Annotated in this window: 13 protein-coding genes; 7 read left to right on the top strand and 6 right to left on the bottom strand. The window is 69.8% G+C overall.

Annotation, left to right across the window (positions count from 1 at the left end):
• Positions 1-23 precede the first annotated feature (23 nt).
• The 7 genes from Q1K70_RS00595 to Q1K70_RS00565 all read left to right on the top strand — a co-directional run bounded on the left by Q1K70_RS00595 (position 24) and on the right by Q1K70_RS00565 (position 8,050).
• Complete coding sequence (locus Q1K70_RS00595) at positions 24-1,406, top strand: MATE family efflux transporter (protein ID WP_300154283.1); 1,383 nt, start codon at positions 24-26, stop codon at positions 1,404-1,406.
• A 16-nt stretch (positions 1,407-1,422) separates the two neighbouring features.
• Positions 1,423-2,112: a ubiquinone/menaquinone biosynthesis methyltransferase gene (locus Q1K70_RS00590; RefSeq protein ID WP_300154280.1), complete on the top strand. Its 690-nt coding sequence runs from the start codon at positions 1,423-1,425 to the stop codon at positions 2,110-2,112.
• Between the two features lie 88 nt (positions 2,113-2,200).
• Positions 2,201-2,803, top strand: coding sequence for a class I SAM-dependent methyltransferase (locus tag Q1K70_RS00585; protein WP_300154277.1), 603 nt, complete (start codon positions 2,201-2,203; stop codon positions 2,801-2,803).
• 19 nt (positions 2,804-2,822) lie between these two features.
• Positions 2,823-4,196, top strand: coding sequence for a cytochrome ubiquinol oxidase subunit I (locus Q1K70_RS00580; RefSeq protein WP_300154275.1), 1,374 nt, complete (start codon positions 2,823-2,825; stop codon positions 4,194-4,196).
• A gap of 29 nt (positions 4,197-4,225) precedes the next feature.
• Positions 4,226-5,227, top strand: a complete 1,002-nt coding sequence (locus tag Q1K70_RS00575; protein WP_300154272.1) for a cytochrome d ubiquinol oxidase subunit II — start codon at positions 4,226-4,228, stop codon at positions 5,225-5,227.
• Between the two features lies 1 nt (position 5,228).
• Positions 5,229-6,179, top strand: coding sequence for a UbiA family prenyltransferase (locus Q1K70_RS00570; RefSeq protein ID WP_300154269.1), 951 nt, complete (start codon positions 5,229-5,231; stop codon positions 6,177-6,179).
• A 194-nt stretch (positions 6,180-6,373) separates the two neighbouring features.
• Positions 6,374-8,050, top strand: a complete 1,677-nt coding sequence (locus tag Q1K70_RS00565; protein WP_300154266.1) for an ATP-binding protein — start codon at positions 6,374-6,376, stop codon at positions 8,048-8,050.
• A gap of 68 nt (positions 8,051-8,118) precedes the next feature.
• On the opposite strand, the gene Q1K70_RS00560 is transcribed toward Q1K70_RS00565, so the two are convergent.
• The 6 genes from Q1K70_RS00560 to Q1K70_RS00535 form a co-directional block, all read right to left on the bottom strand.
• Positions 8,119-8,856, bottom strand: coding sequence for a DUF2231 domain-containing protein (locus Q1K70_RS00560; protein ID WP_300154264.1), 738 nt, complete (start codon positions 8,854-8,856; stop codon positions 8,119-8,121).
• A gap of 22 nt (positions 8,857-8,878) precedes the next feature.
• Positions 8,879-9,289 carry a response regulator gene (locus Q1K70_RS00555; protein ID WP_300154261.1) on the bottom strand — a complete coding sequence of 137 codons (411 nt, stop codon included), beginning with the start codon at positions 9,287-9,289 and terminating at the stop codon, positions 8,879-8,881.
• 115 nt (positions 9,290-9,404) lie between these two features.
• Positions 9,405-9,578: a hypothetical protein gene (locus Q1K70_RS00550; RefSeq protein ID WP_300154258.1), complete on the bottom strand. Its 174-nt coding sequence runs from the start codon at positions 9,576-9,578 to the stop codon at positions 9,405-9,407.
• Between the two features lie 13 nt (positions 9,579-9,591).
• Complete coding sequence (locus Q1K70_RS00545) at positions 9,592-11,745, bottom strand: SpoIIE family protein phosphatase (protein ID WP_300154255.1); 2,154 nt, start codon at positions 11,743-11,745, stop codon at positions 9,592-9,594.
• A gap of 39 nt (positions 11,746-11,784) precedes the next feature.
• Positions 11,785-13,956 carry an ATP-dependent helicase gene (locus Q1K70_RS00540; protein WP_300154252.1) on the bottom strand — a complete coding sequence of 724 codons (2,172 nt, stop codon included), beginning with the start codon at positions 13,954-13,956 and terminating at the stop codon, positions 11,785-11,787.
• Positions 13,935-15,260: an alkaline phosphatase family protein gene (locus Q1K70_RS00535; RefSeq protein ID WP_300154249.1), complete on the bottom strand. Its 1,326-nt coding sequence runs from the start codon at positions 15,258-15,260 to the stop codon at positions 13,935-13,937. Before Q1K70_RS00535 ends, Q1K70_RS00540 begins: the two co-directional genes overlap by 22 nt.
• Positions 15,261-15,308 lie beyond the last annotated feature (48 nt).

Raw genomic sequence — 15,308 nt, 5'->3', positions numbered from 1 at the left:
CGAGGGGCCGACGAGGTCACGCCATGAACCGCTGGCAAGGCCCCGGCGGCTATGCCCACGTCCTGCGCGTGGGCCTGCCGCTTCTGGCCGGCATGGGCTCGATCACGGCCATGCATCTGACCGACCGCCTTTTTCTCGGCTGGTATTCCAAGGACGCCCTGGCCGCGGCCATGCCGTCGGGCGCGGCTTTTTTCCTTTTCACCTCCTTTTTCCTCGGCACCGTGGGCTACGTGGGCGTGCTCATCGCCCAGAACGTCGGCGCGGGACGGCCGCAGGCCATCGGCGCGGTGCTGTGGCAGGGCATCTACTTCTCCCTGGCCTCCTTCGCGGCCCTGGTCGCCATCGCGCTTTTCTCCGAGGACATTTTCGCGGCCATGGACCACGCGCCCGAGGTGCGGCGCATCGAGGTCGTGTATTTCCGGGTGCTCATGTACGGGGCGGGGCTCATGGTGCTGGAGGCGAGCCTGGCCGCCTTCTTCAGCGGCCGGGGGCTGACCCGGGCCGTGATGCTGGTCAATTTCGGCGGCGCGCTGCTCAACATCCCGCTCAACTACGTGCTGATCTTCGGCAAGTTCGGCCTGCCGCCGCTCGGCGTCGCCGGCTCGGCCCTGGCCACGGTGGCGGCCTGGGCGGCCATGGCCGGGACCTACGCCGTGCTGATCTTCACCCGGCAAAACGACCGGCTCTTCGGCACGCGCCGCTCGCACCGGCCCGACTGGGCGCTGTTCAAGAAGCTGGCGCTGCTCGGCGCGCCGGGCGGGGCGCAGATCTTCCTCGACGTGTTCGCGGTCACGGTGTTCATCGCCCTGGCCGGCCGGCTCGGCGTCACGGAGCTTGCCGCCACGAGCCTGGTGCTTTCGGCCAACACCCCGGCCTTCATGCCGCTTCTGGGCCTGTCCTCGGGCCTGGCCGTGGTGGTGGGGCAGTCCATGGGCGCGGGCCGGCCGGACGAAGCCCGGCGGGCCGCCGGCAGCGCCCTGCGCCTCATGGCCGTCTACATGGCGGTCATGGCCGTGTTCTACCTCGGCCTGCCCGAGACCCTGGCCGGGTTTTTCGCGCCGCGCGAGGCGGACGCCGACTTCGCCTCGGTGATCGCCCTGTGCCGGCCGCTTTTCGCCTGGGGCGTGGCGCTGGGGGCTTGCGACATCGTGCTGCACACCTGCTTCGGGGTGCTGCGCGGGGCCGGGGACACACGCTTTCTCATGCTCTCGGCCGGGTGCGTCTCCTTTTTCGCCCTGGTGGCCCCGGCCTGGGCCGCCGTGCACTGGCTGCACATCGGCATCGTGCCGCTGTGGGGCTTTTTCGCCCTCTACGCCCTGACCCTGGCCGTGGTGCTGGCCTTGCGCTACAAGGGCGGGGCGTGGCAGAAGCTGCGGTTGGTGGAGCCGGCCGCCGCCAACCCCTGAAGCCCCGGGAGCCCTCATGCGTGACGTGCTTGTGCGGCGGATGTTCGAGGACATCGCCTTTTCCTACGACTTCCAGAACAGCGCCCTGTCCCTGGGCGTGGACATCTACTGGCGCAGACGGCTGGTGGACATGATCGAGCCGGGCTACGGACTGGTGCTCGATGCGGCCACGGGCACGGGCGAGGTGGCCCTGGCCATCCGCCGCCGCCGGCCCGGACTGCGGGTGCTGGGCCTCGACTTCTCCCCGGCCATGCTGGAAAAGGCCGCCGGAAAAGTGAAAAAAAGGGGCGTGGCCGGCTACCGCCTGGCCGTGGCCGACTGCCGGGACGTCCCGGTCAAGGCGGGGAGCGTCTCGGCCGTGACCATGGCCTTCGGCATCCGCAACATCGCCGAGCGGGTGGCGGTCATGCGGGAATTTCATCGCGTGCTCGTCCCGGGCGGGCGCATGCACGTCATGGAGTTCGGCATGCCCCGAAGCGAGTTGGGCAGGGCGCTCTACCGCTTCTATTTCGACCGCTTCCTGCCGCCCATCGGCAACTTTCTGTCGCGCACGGACTACGCCTACAGCTATCTGGTGGAGTCCGTGGACGCCTTTCCGTCCGACGCGGCCTTCACCGCCCAGATGGCCGAGGCCGGATTCGTCGAATGCGCGGTCACGGACCTGACCTTCGGCCTGGCCCGGATCTTCACCGGGCGCAAGCCGTAGTCGTGCATAGAGATTTTCCTTGACAGCGCCCCCGGCTGTCTGGTGCAACATGGGAGACTGACGCCCGGTCGGCATCAAAGGGGGGGGCATGGAAGTCAACTGGCCCGAACGGTTCTATTGCCGCAGCTTCGCGCGAAAGATCGCCCAGTGGCGCGAAGTCCGCTATTTTCGGGCCACGAAACCCATTCCGCCCGGGGCCAGAGTGCTCGAGATCGGCTGCGGCGACGGCGGCGGGGCAGGCATCTTCGCCCGGGCCTTCGCCCCCTCGGTCTACCACGGCCTGGACGTCGACCCGGCCATGGTGCGGATCGCGGCCCGGCGGCCGAAAAAAGGCCCCCTGGCGCGAAGCGTCTTCGTCCTCGGCGACGCCGAGCGCCTGCCGTACCCCGACGGAGCCTTCGACGTGGTGGTCAATTTCGGCATCATCCACCACCTGCCCGACTGGCGGCGGGGCGTGGCCGAGGTCGGCCGGGTGCTGCGCCCGGGCGGCACGTTCTATTTCGAGGAAATTTATCCGCCGCTCTACGCCAATCCGGTGTTCCGGGTCATGTTGGCCCACCCCCGGGAAAACCGTTTCCACGGCCCGGAGTTCCGGCAGGCCCTGGACGAAGCGGGGCTTTCCCTGCTGCCGGGCTGGCACGAATCGCGGCTTTTCATCCTGGCCGTGGCCGTGAAGACCCCCCGCCCCTGACGGGGCCAAGGAGGCGCTGGTGGACGTGCTGACCGACCCCGTCTTCCTGTCCCGGGTGCAGTTCGCCCTGACGACGGCCTTTCACATCACCTTCCCGACGCTCACCATCGGCCTGGCGCTCTATCTGGTCCTGGTCGAATGGCAGTGGCTGCGCACGGGCGACCTGGTCTACTTCCGCCAGTTCCGCTTCTGGTCCGGGCTTTTCGCGGTCAACTTCGCCGTGGGCGTGGTTTCGGGCATTCCGCTGGAATTCCAGTTCGGCACCAACTGGGGGCCGTTTTCGGCCACGGTCGGCAACTTCTTCGGCCAGATCCTCGGCTTCGAGGGCACCATGGCCTTCATGCTCGAATCGGCCTTCCTCTACATCATGCTCTTCGGCTGGAAGCGGGTGGGGCCGAAGATGCACTTTTTCGCCACCGGCATGGTGGCCTTCGGCTCGTCGCTCTCGGCCTTCTGGATTCTGGTGGCCAACTCCTGGATGCAGACGCCCTCGGGCGGGCACATCGAAAACGGCCTGTTCGTCGTCACCGACTACCTCGCCGCCGTCTTTTCCCCGGACCTGCCCCTGGCTTTTTCCCACATGTATCTGGCCTGCCTGGAGCTCTCCCTGTTCGTGATCGGCGCGGTCTCGGGGGCCAACATTCTGCTTGGCCGCAACGTGCCGTTTTTTCTCAAGTCGTTCAAGCTCGCCGCCCTGGCCGCCATCGTCGTCGCCCCCTTGCAGGCCCTGGTCGGCGACGCCAACGGCCAGGAGATCGGCCGGCTCCAGCCGGCCAAGGTGGCGGCCATCGAGGCCCATTGGGACACCAATGCGCCCGGGACCGGCGCGCCCTGGAACATGCTGGCCTGGCCCGATCCGGCCGCCGAGGACAACGTCTTCCAGATTCAGATACCCTACGCCCTGAGCCTGCTCATCACCCACTCGCCCACGGGCGAGGTGCCGGGGCTCAAGGATTTTCCCAAGGCGGACCGCCCGCCTATCGTGCTGCCCTTTTACGCCTTCCGCCTCATGGTGGGCGTGGGCTTCGCCATGATGGCGGTCATGGCCTGGACCATCTGGGAGTGGCGGCGCGGCGGCCTGACCCCCGAGCGCGCCCCGGGGCGGCGCAACCTCTTTCTGGCCTGGGGGCTCATGGCCGGCGGGGCCTACCTGGCCGTGCTCATGGGCTGGATCACCCGCGAGGTGGGCCGCCAGCCCTGGCTGGCCTACGGCCTCATCCGCACGGGCGAGGGCCATTCCCCGGTCGGCGCGGGCGCGGTCTGGCTGTCGCTTGGCGGCTTCGTCGCGGCTTATGCCGTCCTTTTCACGCTTTTCCTCCATTTCATGGCCAAGCAGCTGCGCAAAGGCCCGAACATGGAAGAGCTGCCGCCCCCGGCCCACGCCCGGGGCTAGACCGCAACGTCCGCCGCAAGGACATGCCTATGGACATCGCCGACGTCTGGTACTGGATCATGGCCCTGTTGCTGTGGCTGTACGTCTTCACCGACGGCTTCGACCTCGGCGTGGGCATCCTGTGCCTGCACACCGGCGACGAGGCCTGGCGGGACCGGATGACCGCCTCCATCGACCCGGTCTGGCACGCCAACCAGACCTGGCTGGTGATGCTCGGCGGCGTGCTCTTCGGCGCGTTCCCGTTGGTCTACGGCACGGTGCTGGCCGCCCTGTACCTGCCGGCCGGATTCCTGCTCTTCGCCTTCATGGCCCGGGGCATCGGCCTGGAATACCGGGCCGAGGCCGAGGACAAGCGGCCCTGGTCGCTGGTTTTCGGCTGGGGGAGCTTGGCCGTGACCCTGGCCCACGGCTTCCTGCTCGGCGGCATCCTCCAGGGCATGGCTTTTGCCGACGGCCGTTTCGTCGGCGGGGCCTTCGACTGGTTTTCGCCCTTCACCATCCTGGTCGGGCTGACCCTCGCCTGCCTCTACGCCATGTTCGGCGCGGCCTGGCTCGTGCTCAAGACCGACGGCGACCTGCAGACCCAGGCCCGGCTCTGGGGCATCCGCTACGGCTCGGCCGCCGTGGCCATGCTGGTGCTCGTCATCGGCTACATCCTCCTCGACGGCCGCCTGGGCTTTCTGGTGGGCCGGCCCGGCCAGTCGGGGCTGTCGCCCGCCTTCGTGTTGACCATCGTCGCGGCCGTGCTGTGCGCGGCGCTCTATTTCCGGGCGCTCGGCAAGGGCTGGGAGCGGCGGCCGCTCCTGTACTGCGCCGTGCTGCTGGCGCTGGTCTTCGCGGCCTTCGGCGGGAACCTGTATCCGCTTGTCGTGCCGCCGGGGGTGACCGTGGCCATGGCCGCCGCGCCCGCGCCCATGCTGCGCGTCATGCTGGCCGTGGTCGGAGGGCTTTTGCCCGTGCTCGTGTTCTACAACGCCTACCAGTACCGGGTTTTCAGCGGCAAGGCCGCGCCGCAGGACGAGGTCCATTAGCTTGTCGCAACTTCCTTCGTCGCCGCGGCCCGGCGTCCCCGGACGCTTCGCCCTGACCGTCTACCTGGCCCTTTCGCGCACGCCCCACGGCATTCTGGACCTGGCCGGACCGTTTTGCGCCGCGCTGTTGTGCCGGGGCGGCCTGCCGCCGCTTTCCGTCGTCGCCCTGGGCTGTGTTACCGTCTTTGCCGGCTACACCGCCGTCTATGCCCTAAACGACATCGTGGACTACCGCTCGGACAAGCGGCAGGTGGAAAAAAGCGGCCAGGACGCCCGCTGCAACTACCTGGACGCGGCGTTCATCCGCCATCCTCTGGCCCACGGCTGCCTGTCGCTGCCCGCGGCCGTGGCCTGGTTCCTGTTCTGGGCCGTGACGGCCTTCATCGGGGCCTATGCCCTCAATCCCCTGTGCGCCTGGCTGCTGGTGGCCGGCTGCCTGCTGGAGACGGCCTACTGCCTGCTTCTGACCGTCACCCACCTGCGGGCGCTCATAAACGGCGTGGTCAAGTCGCTGGGCCCCCTGGCCGCCGCCCTGGCCGTTGCGCCCGACCCCTCGCCCTGGTTCCTGGCCGGGCTTTTCGCCTGGGTGTTCGCCTGGGAGATCGGCGGCCAGAACATCCCGGCCGACTGGCACGACGCGGTGCGCGACGCGGTCACCGGGGCGCGCACCCTGCCCGTGGTCATCGGCTACAAAAGGGCCGGCCGGCTGGCCGTGGTCTGTCTCGCGGCCGCGCTGGTCGTTTCCGGGCCGCTTCTGGCCGCCTCGCCCCTGGCCGTTGCCGCGCCGCTGTGGCTGGCGGCGCTGCTCGGCGGAGCCTGGCTGCTGTTGCCGCCGGCCTTTCGCCTGGCCACGAGTCTCAGGGACGAGGCCGCCTCGTCGCTCTTCAACCGGGCGAGCTTCTATCCCGCCCTGGTTCTGGCCGTGCTCGTCGTCCAGCTTCTTGTCCGTTAGCGCTACGGTCTGTAACGGTTTGCCGGTACTTGTCCAGGAATGGATAGTTCTTTTGCGATCCGGTGTCGGGAAATGCACAGGCGGATTACAAGGAGGCCAAACGAAGGAGGGGCGTTGACGCAGGCTGGCCTTTGAGCGATGATTGAAACGTTAGCCGGAATTGCGTCGCGTTCACGGCCTGTTCAGGAGGCTCCATGGAGTCCCCCACACGATCTTCCGCGTCGTCCTGGCGCGAAGCGTTGCAGGAGTTCCTGCCTGCCGGCGAGGCTTGGCTCATGGAGCGCGTGCGGACCTACGCCGCGACGCATGGCTACGCGGCCTATACCTCCTCCCTGGTCGAAGCCTGGCGCGCTTCCATCGCGGGCCTGACCGTCGCCATCCTCGACGCCCTGTCCCTTCCCGAGCGATCCGTCGTCGAATACCCCCAGTCGGGTCCGGCAAGAGACGACCCTATCGCCGCCTTCGCCGATGCCGAGGCCGCCCGGCATCGCCAGCGCGGGGTCTCCCTGGCCATGTTCTGGGGGCTGCTCAAATACTACAGGCGCGCCTACCTCGAATGGATCGCCGCGCGTTTCCCCCCGGGCGAGGAGGAGCGGCGCGCGGCCGCCTTCGCCGCCGCCTGCTTCGAGCGCATGGAGTACGTCTTCGTCCTGCGCTGGGCGCAGCTTTCCGGGCAGGAGCACGGCGTCGCCCTGGCCCGGAGCGAGGCGCGCTACCGCACGCTGATCGACCTCATGCACCAGGGCCTGGCCGTGCTTTCGCCCGAAGGGCGCGTGGATTTTGCCAACGACACCCTGGGCGAGCTGCTCGGCCGGCCGCTTGCGGACATCGTCGGCCGTCCCTTTGCGGACAGCGTGCGCCCCGAGGACAGGGAGCGGTTCCTGGAGGCCCTGGCCGGCCGCCGCCGGGGCCTGGCCGATCCCTACGAGATCGGACTTTGCCGCGAGGACGGCCGACCCCTTTGCGTCATGGCTTCGCCTTCGCCGATCGTCGGCCCGGACGGCGACTACCAGGGCAGCCTCGAGGTCTATACCGACGTCACGCGCCTGCGCCAGTTGGAAAGCCGGCTGGCCACGGCCAAGCGCCTGGAGGCCATCGGCCACCTGGCCGGCGGCGTGGCCCACGAGATCAACACCCCTCTGCAATATGTCTCGGGCAACCTCGAATTCGCCAGGAACAACGCCCCGCGCATCCTTTCCCTCATCGACAGGTACGAGGACGCCTTGCGCCTGGCCCAGGGCGGGCCGGAACTCGAGGCCAAACGAAGGGAGATCGAGGAATATCGCCGGGACAACGACCTGGAGACGGTCCTGGCCGAACTGCCCCAGGCCCTGGAGGAGAGCCTGACCGGCACGGAGCGGGTGGCCGGGTTCGTGCGCTCCATCAAGCGCTTCGCCCGGGCCGAGGGCATGGGTCGGCAGGCCATCGACGTCAACGAGGCCATCCTGGCCACGGTGGAGATGGCCAGAAGCGCCCAGGAGTTCGCGGTCTGCCTGGAGACCGACCTGGCCGATTCGCTGCCGCCTTTGTGCTGCGTGCCCGGCGACTTCAACCAGCTGCTCCTGTGTCTGCTTTTAAACGCCGCCCAGGCCACGGAGCAGGCCGGTCGCGCCGATGCCTGCGTGCGGGTGGAGAGCCGGCTGGAAGGGGGCAACGTGACCGTGTCCGTCATCGATCATGGGCCGGGCATCCCGCCGGAGATCCAGGACAAGATCTTCAATCCCTTCTACACCACCCGCGACGTGGGCAAGGGCGGCGGCCAGGGGCTCGGCATCGCCCTGGCCATCGCCGAAAAGCACAAAGGCACGTTGCGCTTCGTCACCACGCCCGGCCGGGGCACCACCTTCCACGTGACCTTTCCCTTGGAATAGCCGGGAAACGAAACGGCCCGCCGTCACCGGACGGCGGGCCGTTTGAGGCGGATGGGAACGCGCCGCGCCTAATCGTCGTGGGGCGGGAAGGTCAGGGCCGCGCCGAACCAGCCGATGAGCGAGACCAGCGGGAAAAGCGCCAGCACCACGACGACCAGTCCCAGGTGGTCGCCGGGGTGGGCCAGGAAGTCCGGGGCGCGAAGCCGGGCCACGAAGGCCCACAGCACGGCCAGGAACAGGACCGGCGTGGCCACGAGCTTCACCACCACGGGCCGGATGCGGGCCGAGGCGTAGTTGAGCCACCAGGTGAAAAGGCCGGTGACGATGGCCACGGGTGTAAAAAGGACGGCCGCGCCGAGCAGCACCAGCATGGCCGCGTCGAAGCCGGCCCAGCCCGTGACCAGGGCCAGGAGCAGGCACAGGGGGATCAGCACGCAAAAGGCGATGGGGAAGTGCACGGTCATGGGGTGTGGGTGGCGCTTGAGCATGGGGTAGCGCTTCATGAAGCGCGAAAGCCAGGCCGGCACCCGGTCGGCCACGGGCTCGGGGGCCCTGGCCGGCGCTTCGAGCACGCCCACCCGGGGAAAGCGTTCCAGCACGTCCGGGGAGTGGGGGGCCTGGGCCAGGTCGAGGCCCATGTCCGCGCCGGCGTGGTGGCGGTTCATGTGCTTTCCGGCCTTCCACAGGCGGCTGCCGGTGATGTCGTAGACGACGCCCTTGTGGGCCACGTAGGCCGGCCGGCCCTCGGCGCCGTCGAAGCCTGCCAATTCCTGGGGTGTGAAGCGTCTGTCCGGGGTCTGGCTCATGCGTCGCTCCTTGGGGGGCGTTTCAATGATGCCGCCCGATGATGTCGAATTTGCGCAGTTCGCCCAGCACGGCGTCGCTGGTGAAGGGCTTGGCCAGAAAGGACAGGGCCTGCCCCTGGAAAAAGGCGCGGTACACGGCGCGGGTGTCGTCCAGGGCCGAGATCATGATGACCTTGGCCGCGTCCGAGGAGGTGACGCCGCGTTCGTGCTCCAGGTGGCGCATGCCTTCCAGGGCCTGGTGGCCGTCCATGCCGGGCATCATGACGTCCACGAAGATGACGTCGTAGGGCTGGCCGGCGGTGAGCGCCCGGCCGAAGGCGTCGAGGCCGTCGCGCCCGTTGCCGGCGGTGTCGCAGGCGGCGTAGGGAGACAGGATTTCCAGCAGGAACCGGCTGTTAACCGGATCGTCGTCGACGATGAGTGCTCGCAGCATGGGGTGCTCGGGGGGGGGGGGCGATCCCCAACCCGCGGCGACCCTAACACAACAACCCGCCGCGTCAACACATTCCCGCCGCGCTCGGGAATTGTCCCACGGCCGGGGCAAGGCCTCAGGCCTTGGCGGCCAGGACCTCGGGCCGGCCGGCCAGGCCGCAAAAGCCCGTCTCGGGACCGGCGGCGCGCCACATCATGCACATGGTCCCCTGGCAGAACTTGAGCTTGTCGTCGTGGGTGGTCAGAAGCGGGCAGTACTTGAACTTGGCTTCCTTCTCGGACACGGGCATGGCGGTTCCTCCTTCAGCGGGCTGGGACGTCGGTCAGGCTGACGGCGACCAGGGTCACGTCGTCGTCGAGATGTCGTTCTCCCCGGAAGGCGTCCAGGGCGGCGAAAAGGGCGTCCAGCACGGCCCGGGGGCCGCGCGAGGCGTGACGGGCCAGGATTTCCCGGGTGCGGGCCTTGCCGAACATTTCTCCGGCCGGGTTTTCGGCTTCCCACAGGCCGTCGGAGCCGATGAGGATGGTCTGTCCCGGGGCCAGGGCCACGGAGCCGGTTTCGTAGCGCGCCTGCGCGGCCGCGCCGAGGGCCATGCCCCTGGCCGTCAGTTCGTCGATGCGCCCCGTGGCCGGGTCGAAGCGCAGGGCCGGATCGTGGCCCCCCCGAGCAAAGGAGGCGCTGCCCGCGGCCGGGTCCACCTCCAGGTAGAACAGGGTCATGAACCGGCCCGTGCCGTAGACGTCGCGCACCAGTTCGCGGTTGACGTCGGCCAGGATTTCGCCCGGCGTTCCCGGTCCGGCGGCGCGCGGGCGCAGGAGGGCCCGGGCCGTGGTCATGAGCAGCGCCGCCTCCAGGCCGTGGCCCGAGACGTCGCCCAGGGCCACGCCGAGGATGCCGGCCTTGGGCCCCTCGAAGGACAGGAAATCGAAATAGTCGCCGCCGGTTTCGTCGCAGTAGCGGCTGGCCCCGGCCAGGGCCAGGCCGGGGACGTCCGGCGGGGTCGTCGGCAGGAGGCTGCGCTGGATCTCGCTGGCCAGGGCCACGGATTCGCAAAGGCGCAGGTGCGCGTCCAGGCGCGGGGCCAGTTCGTTGAACACCCGTCCGAGCTCCCCGATCTCGTCCGAACCCTTTGCCTCGACCCGGGCCGTGAAGTCTCCGTCGGCGAGCTTTCGCGCCGCGCCGGTCAGGGCCAGCACCGGTCGGGTCACGGCCCGCGAGGCGGAAAGCGACAGGAAGACCAGGGCGACCATGACCCCGCCGACGATGAGCGAACCGAGAAAGAGGAGCCGCCGGATGCTTTCCCCGACGTTGGCGGCCACTTCCCTGGCCTCGGCCAGCACGTCGGCCACGGGCACGATCTGCAGGAGCGCCTCGTTTTGGGCCGTGGGGGCGTAGGCGGCCAGACAGTCGCGCCCGGCGTAGCCGAGGCGGCGCACTCCGGAGACGCCCTTGGCCACGTCGTCGGCCATGGCGGCGAGGACCGCGACGTCCGGGGAGACCAGGGGAGCGGGAGCGACGAAGGCGTGCCAGCCGTGCCCGTGCCCGGCCGAGCCGTCGCCGGCCTGGGCCTCCAGGCGCGCCGCGCCGGGCGCCGCGGGCGCGGCCACGACGAGCAGGGCTTCCACGTCGCCGGCGAGGTGGCGCGCGGGCGTGACCGAGGCCAGCAGGTCGTCCAGGGGGGTGAGGATGGCCGCCACCCCGGCCGTCGCGCCGTTTCGTCCTTCGATCCGCCGGGACACGGCCACGCACACCCGGCCGGTGCCGGGCTCGATCTGGGCCGAGACCCAGACCGGGCCGGAGACGGCCAGGGCCGCCTGGTACCAGGGGGCGAGCCGGGGATCGAAACGCCTGGGCGCGGCCGGCGTGGCCGGATGGATGGCGGTCAGGCCGTCGGCGAGGGCGGCCAGTTGGAAATGGGCCAGGGGGCCGGCCAGCCGCGCCGTTTCGCGAAAAGCGCCGAGGGTCGAAGCCAGGGCGTCGATGCGGACGTCCCCCGCCGCGCTCCCCTGGGGCAGGCGCAGGGTCAGGCGGTTGGGATCGATGGGCAGGGGCGCGGTCGCGCCGTCCATGGACAGGCGGAAATAGCCGGGCGTTTCGTCGAAACCCGCTGCGGACGGCGCGCGGCCCATGCCCATGCCCGACCCGTCGGCGGCCAGAACCACGGCGTCCGGGACGCGCGGCGGCGGCGGGTTGCGGGCCAGAGCGTCGGCCACGGCCATGGCCTGCATGGACACGGCCAGGGACAGGACCTGGCGGCGGGCGTCCAGGAGCTTGGCGTGGTCTTCGACCAGCCGCGCCAGCCGCGTTTCGGCCTCGGCCACCAGATGGGCCGACACGCGGGCGGACAGCTTTTCGGCCAGGCGGCCGTAGGCGAACTGGCTGTTGATCCGCAAAGCCAGCAGCGGCACGAGCGAAATGGCGGCCAAGAGCCAGAAGAGTTTCCAGCGGATGCGCACGAGGTTCCCCGGTCCGGGCGGTCGACGGCATGAAACGGCCTAGGAAGCATCCTCCATTTGCAGGAAATCGGCAAGGATGACCTTGGGGCCGAAGTCCGGGAAGTTGACCCGGACCTTGCCGCCGTCGAGCTGCGCGATGATCTTGCCCCGGCCGAAGATCTTGTGGCGGCAGTAGCCGAGCTTGCCGGGCGGGACCGCCGGGAGCGGCACGGCCTTGGAGGCGGGCGGCGCGGCTGCGGCCGGGCGCGCCGGCCGGGCGGCGAAGGACGGGCCGGACGCGGCGCAGGCGGCCAGGCTCGACGGCGCGCGACCGCCCAGGCGCTCCCGCCGCTCGGCCAGCCGGCCGGGCGGCAGCTCGCGCAGGAAGATGCTCGGCAGGGCCGGGGCGCAGCCGCCGCCTTGCCGCTGGTACACGGTCTCCGGCGCGAAAAGGGTGAGCGCGTCGCGGGCCCTGGTGCAGGCCACGTAGAGCAGCCGGCGCTCCTCCTCCATGTCCTCGGAGCGCGACAGGGCGTGGCGCGAGGGGAAGCGCTCGTCCACCAGGTCGATCACCAGCACCGCCGCCCATTCCAGGCCCTTGGCCGAGTGGACGGTGGAGAGGACCACGTGGTCCTCGCGGGTCTTCTTGCGGTCCTCGTCCGGGTTTTCGATGACGAGGTCGGCCAGGAAGGCGTCGAGGTCGGCGTAGCCCGCGGCGATCTGCTGGAGCTGCTCCAGGCCGGCCTGGCGGCGCGGGTAGTCTTCGGGGAATTTCTCGGCCAGAAGCGGGGCGTAGGCCTCCACGACCTTTTCGAGCAGGTCCGCCGGCGAGGGGGGCGAGGCGCGCAGGACATCGAGAAATTCGATGAGCGCGCGGAACTCGGCGGACTTGGCCGCCATCTTGCCGAGCACGGCCCTGTCCCCGGCCTGGATGGCGGCGAAGATCTTGCTCGCGGTCTTGGCCCCGATGCCGGGTACGAAGGCCAGCACCCGGTTCCAGGCCGGGAAGTCGGCGGTGTTGCGGGCCAGGCGCAGGTAGGACAGCACGTCCTTGACGTGGGCGGCGTCGGAAAAGCGCAGCCCGCCGAACTTCTGGAAGGGGATGCCGGCTTTGCCGAGCTCCACCTCCAGGGCGTAGGACTGGTAGCCGGCCCGGAAGAGCACGGCGATCTCGTGCAGGGGATAGCGGCCGGACAGCTCGCGGATGCGCGAGGTGACCATGGCCGCCTGGGTCAGGTCGGAAAAGGGCCGCACCAGCTCCGGGGCCGGGCCGTCCTCGCGCACGGAAAACAGGCGTTTGTCGAACTTGCGGGCGGCGTTATCCAATATGGCGTTGGTGAGCGTCAGGATCGGCTGGGTGGAACGGTAGTTCTGCTCCAGCTTGACGAGGAGCGTCCCCGGGAAAAGATTGGGGAAGTCCAGGATGTTGTCCACGCTCGCCCCGCGAAAGGCGTAGATGGACTGGGCGTCGTCGCCCACGGCCATGACGTTGCCCGAGCCCGGGGCGAGCAGGCGGGTGAGCCTGGCCTGGACGCGGTTGGTGTCCTGGTACTCGTCCACCATGACGTAGCGGTGGCGTTCGCGCAAGAACTCCGCCAGGTCCGGGTGCTCGACGAGCATGCGCTCCAGGCTGAAGAGCAGGTCGTCGTAGTCGAGGAGGTGGTGCTCGGCCTTGAACGCCGCGTAGCCCTCGCCCAGGCGCTGCATGTCGCCGGCATGGGGCAGCAGGTGGAAGGCCTCGCGGGAGATGACGTCGGCCACGTCCATCTCCTTGTTGCGGGCTTTGGAGAGCATGCCCAGGATGGCGCTTTTGCGGGGAAAGGTGCGGTCGCCCTTGCCGATGCCGAGGCTGTCCTTCACCTGGCCCAGGATGTCCTCGCAGTCGGCGGCGTCGAGCACGGTGAAGCCGTCGGGATAGCCGGCGGCGGCGTGGTAGCGCCTGAGCGTCGCGAAGGCGAAGGCGTGGAAGGTGCCGCCCGAGACGCCGGACACGCCGTCCGGCCCCATGGCCAGCAGCATGCCGGCCCGGGTCAGCATCTCCTGGGCGGCCTTGCGGGTGAAGGTCAAAAGGAGGATGGAGGCCGGGTCCACGCCGCTCGAGACCAGCCTGGCCAGCCGGTAGACGATGGTGCGGGTCTTGCCGGAGCCGGCTCCGGCGATGACGAGTACGGGGCCCTCGGTGGTCATGACCGCCTGGAGCTGGGCGGGGTTCAGGTCGCGCTCGAAATCCATGCCGGCTCGTTTTGTTCGGGAAGGTCGAAATAGGCCGCGATCTCGCGCCCGGCCCCGGTGGTGGTGGCGGGGCGGGCGGCGTCGGTGTCGCAGTAGAGGGCGTCGTGGGGGCTGTGGCAGCCGGCGCGGCCGTGGCGGCCGAAGATGGCCTCGCGGTTGAACTTGGCCGTGAGGCTCATGCCGGGCCGGCCGACGCACACGAGGTGCGGCGCGCGCCGCAGTTGCGGGCCGTCGTAGATTTCCCCGGCCAGGTGCACCGCCTCCATGACCGGCTCGCCTTCGTAGGTCAGCCCGAGAAGCTCCTCGCGCAGCTCCAGGGCGAGCTTTTCGGCCACGTGCTCGTGGAAGACGCCTCGGGCGAATCGCTCCTTGACGTTGATGTAGATGCGCCCGGGGTCCAGGCCGAAGGCGGCGGTCTGGTGGGGGGCGATGCGGGCGTCCCATTCGTTTCGCGCCCCCGGCTGCGTCAGGAGCAGGCCCTTTTGGGCCAGCCAGGCGTTTATGTCCACTTCGGTTTCGAGCTCCACGAAGCCGTGGTCGGCCAGGGCGATGAGGCGCTTGGGCCCGTCCAGGCCGTCGTAGCGGTCGAGGACCACGCCGATGAGGCGGTCCCAGTCGGCGAGCAGGTCCAGGGCCGCGCCGTGCAGGGCGTGCTCGGGCCGGGCCACGGCCGGGAAGAAGAAGTGGAAGAGCCGGTCGGTTTCGGTCAAAACCAGCATAAACAGGTCAAAGTCGCCGCCGGCCCAGAGCATTTCCATGGCGGCCCGGCGCGAGGCCAGGGTCTGGCGCAGGCCCCTGGCCAGGGCGTCGAAATCCGCCGCGCCCCGGCTGGTGTCGGCTTCGATGCGGTAGCCGGCCAGGCGCAGGTTTTGGGCGAACTGCGGCGGAGACGCGGCCCGGTCGAGGTCGGTCTCGGGAAATCCGGCCACGATGGCCCCGGACAGGGGCTTGACGGGCGCGGCGCAGGGCAGGTTGACGATCTTGGCGACAAGGCCGGCCTTGGTCAGGCGGTCCATGAGGGTGGGCACGCGGATGGCCGAGGCGTCGATGGGGCCGAGGGTGTAGGTGGCCGGATCGATGCCCACGAAGCCGAAGACGCCGTGCCGGCCGGGGTTGGTCGCGGTGACGACCGAGGTCCAGTTGACGGGCGAGAGTTCGGGCAGCTCGGCCTCGATGCCGCAGGCGTTTTGCGTCAGCAGGCGTTCGAGGTTGGGGAGCCGGCCTGTGGCGGCCAGGGCGCGCGCCAGGGGCAGCGGCAGTCCGTCGAGGCCGAGGACGACGAGGCGTTTGCGGGGATGCGGCATGGGCGGGCTTCTAGCAGAAACGCCCCCGGAAGGCTACGCGGATTGACG

The sequence above is a fragment of the Solidesulfovibrio sp. genome (assembly GCF_029978005.1).
In the GTDB taxonomy this organism is placed as follows: Bacteria; Desulfobacterota; Desulfovibrionia; order Desulfovibrionales; family Desulfovibrionaceae; genus Solidesulfovibrio.
The sequence above is the reverse complement of the archived record's forward strand: the minus strand, read 5'-3'. Positions and strand labels throughout refer to the sequence as shown.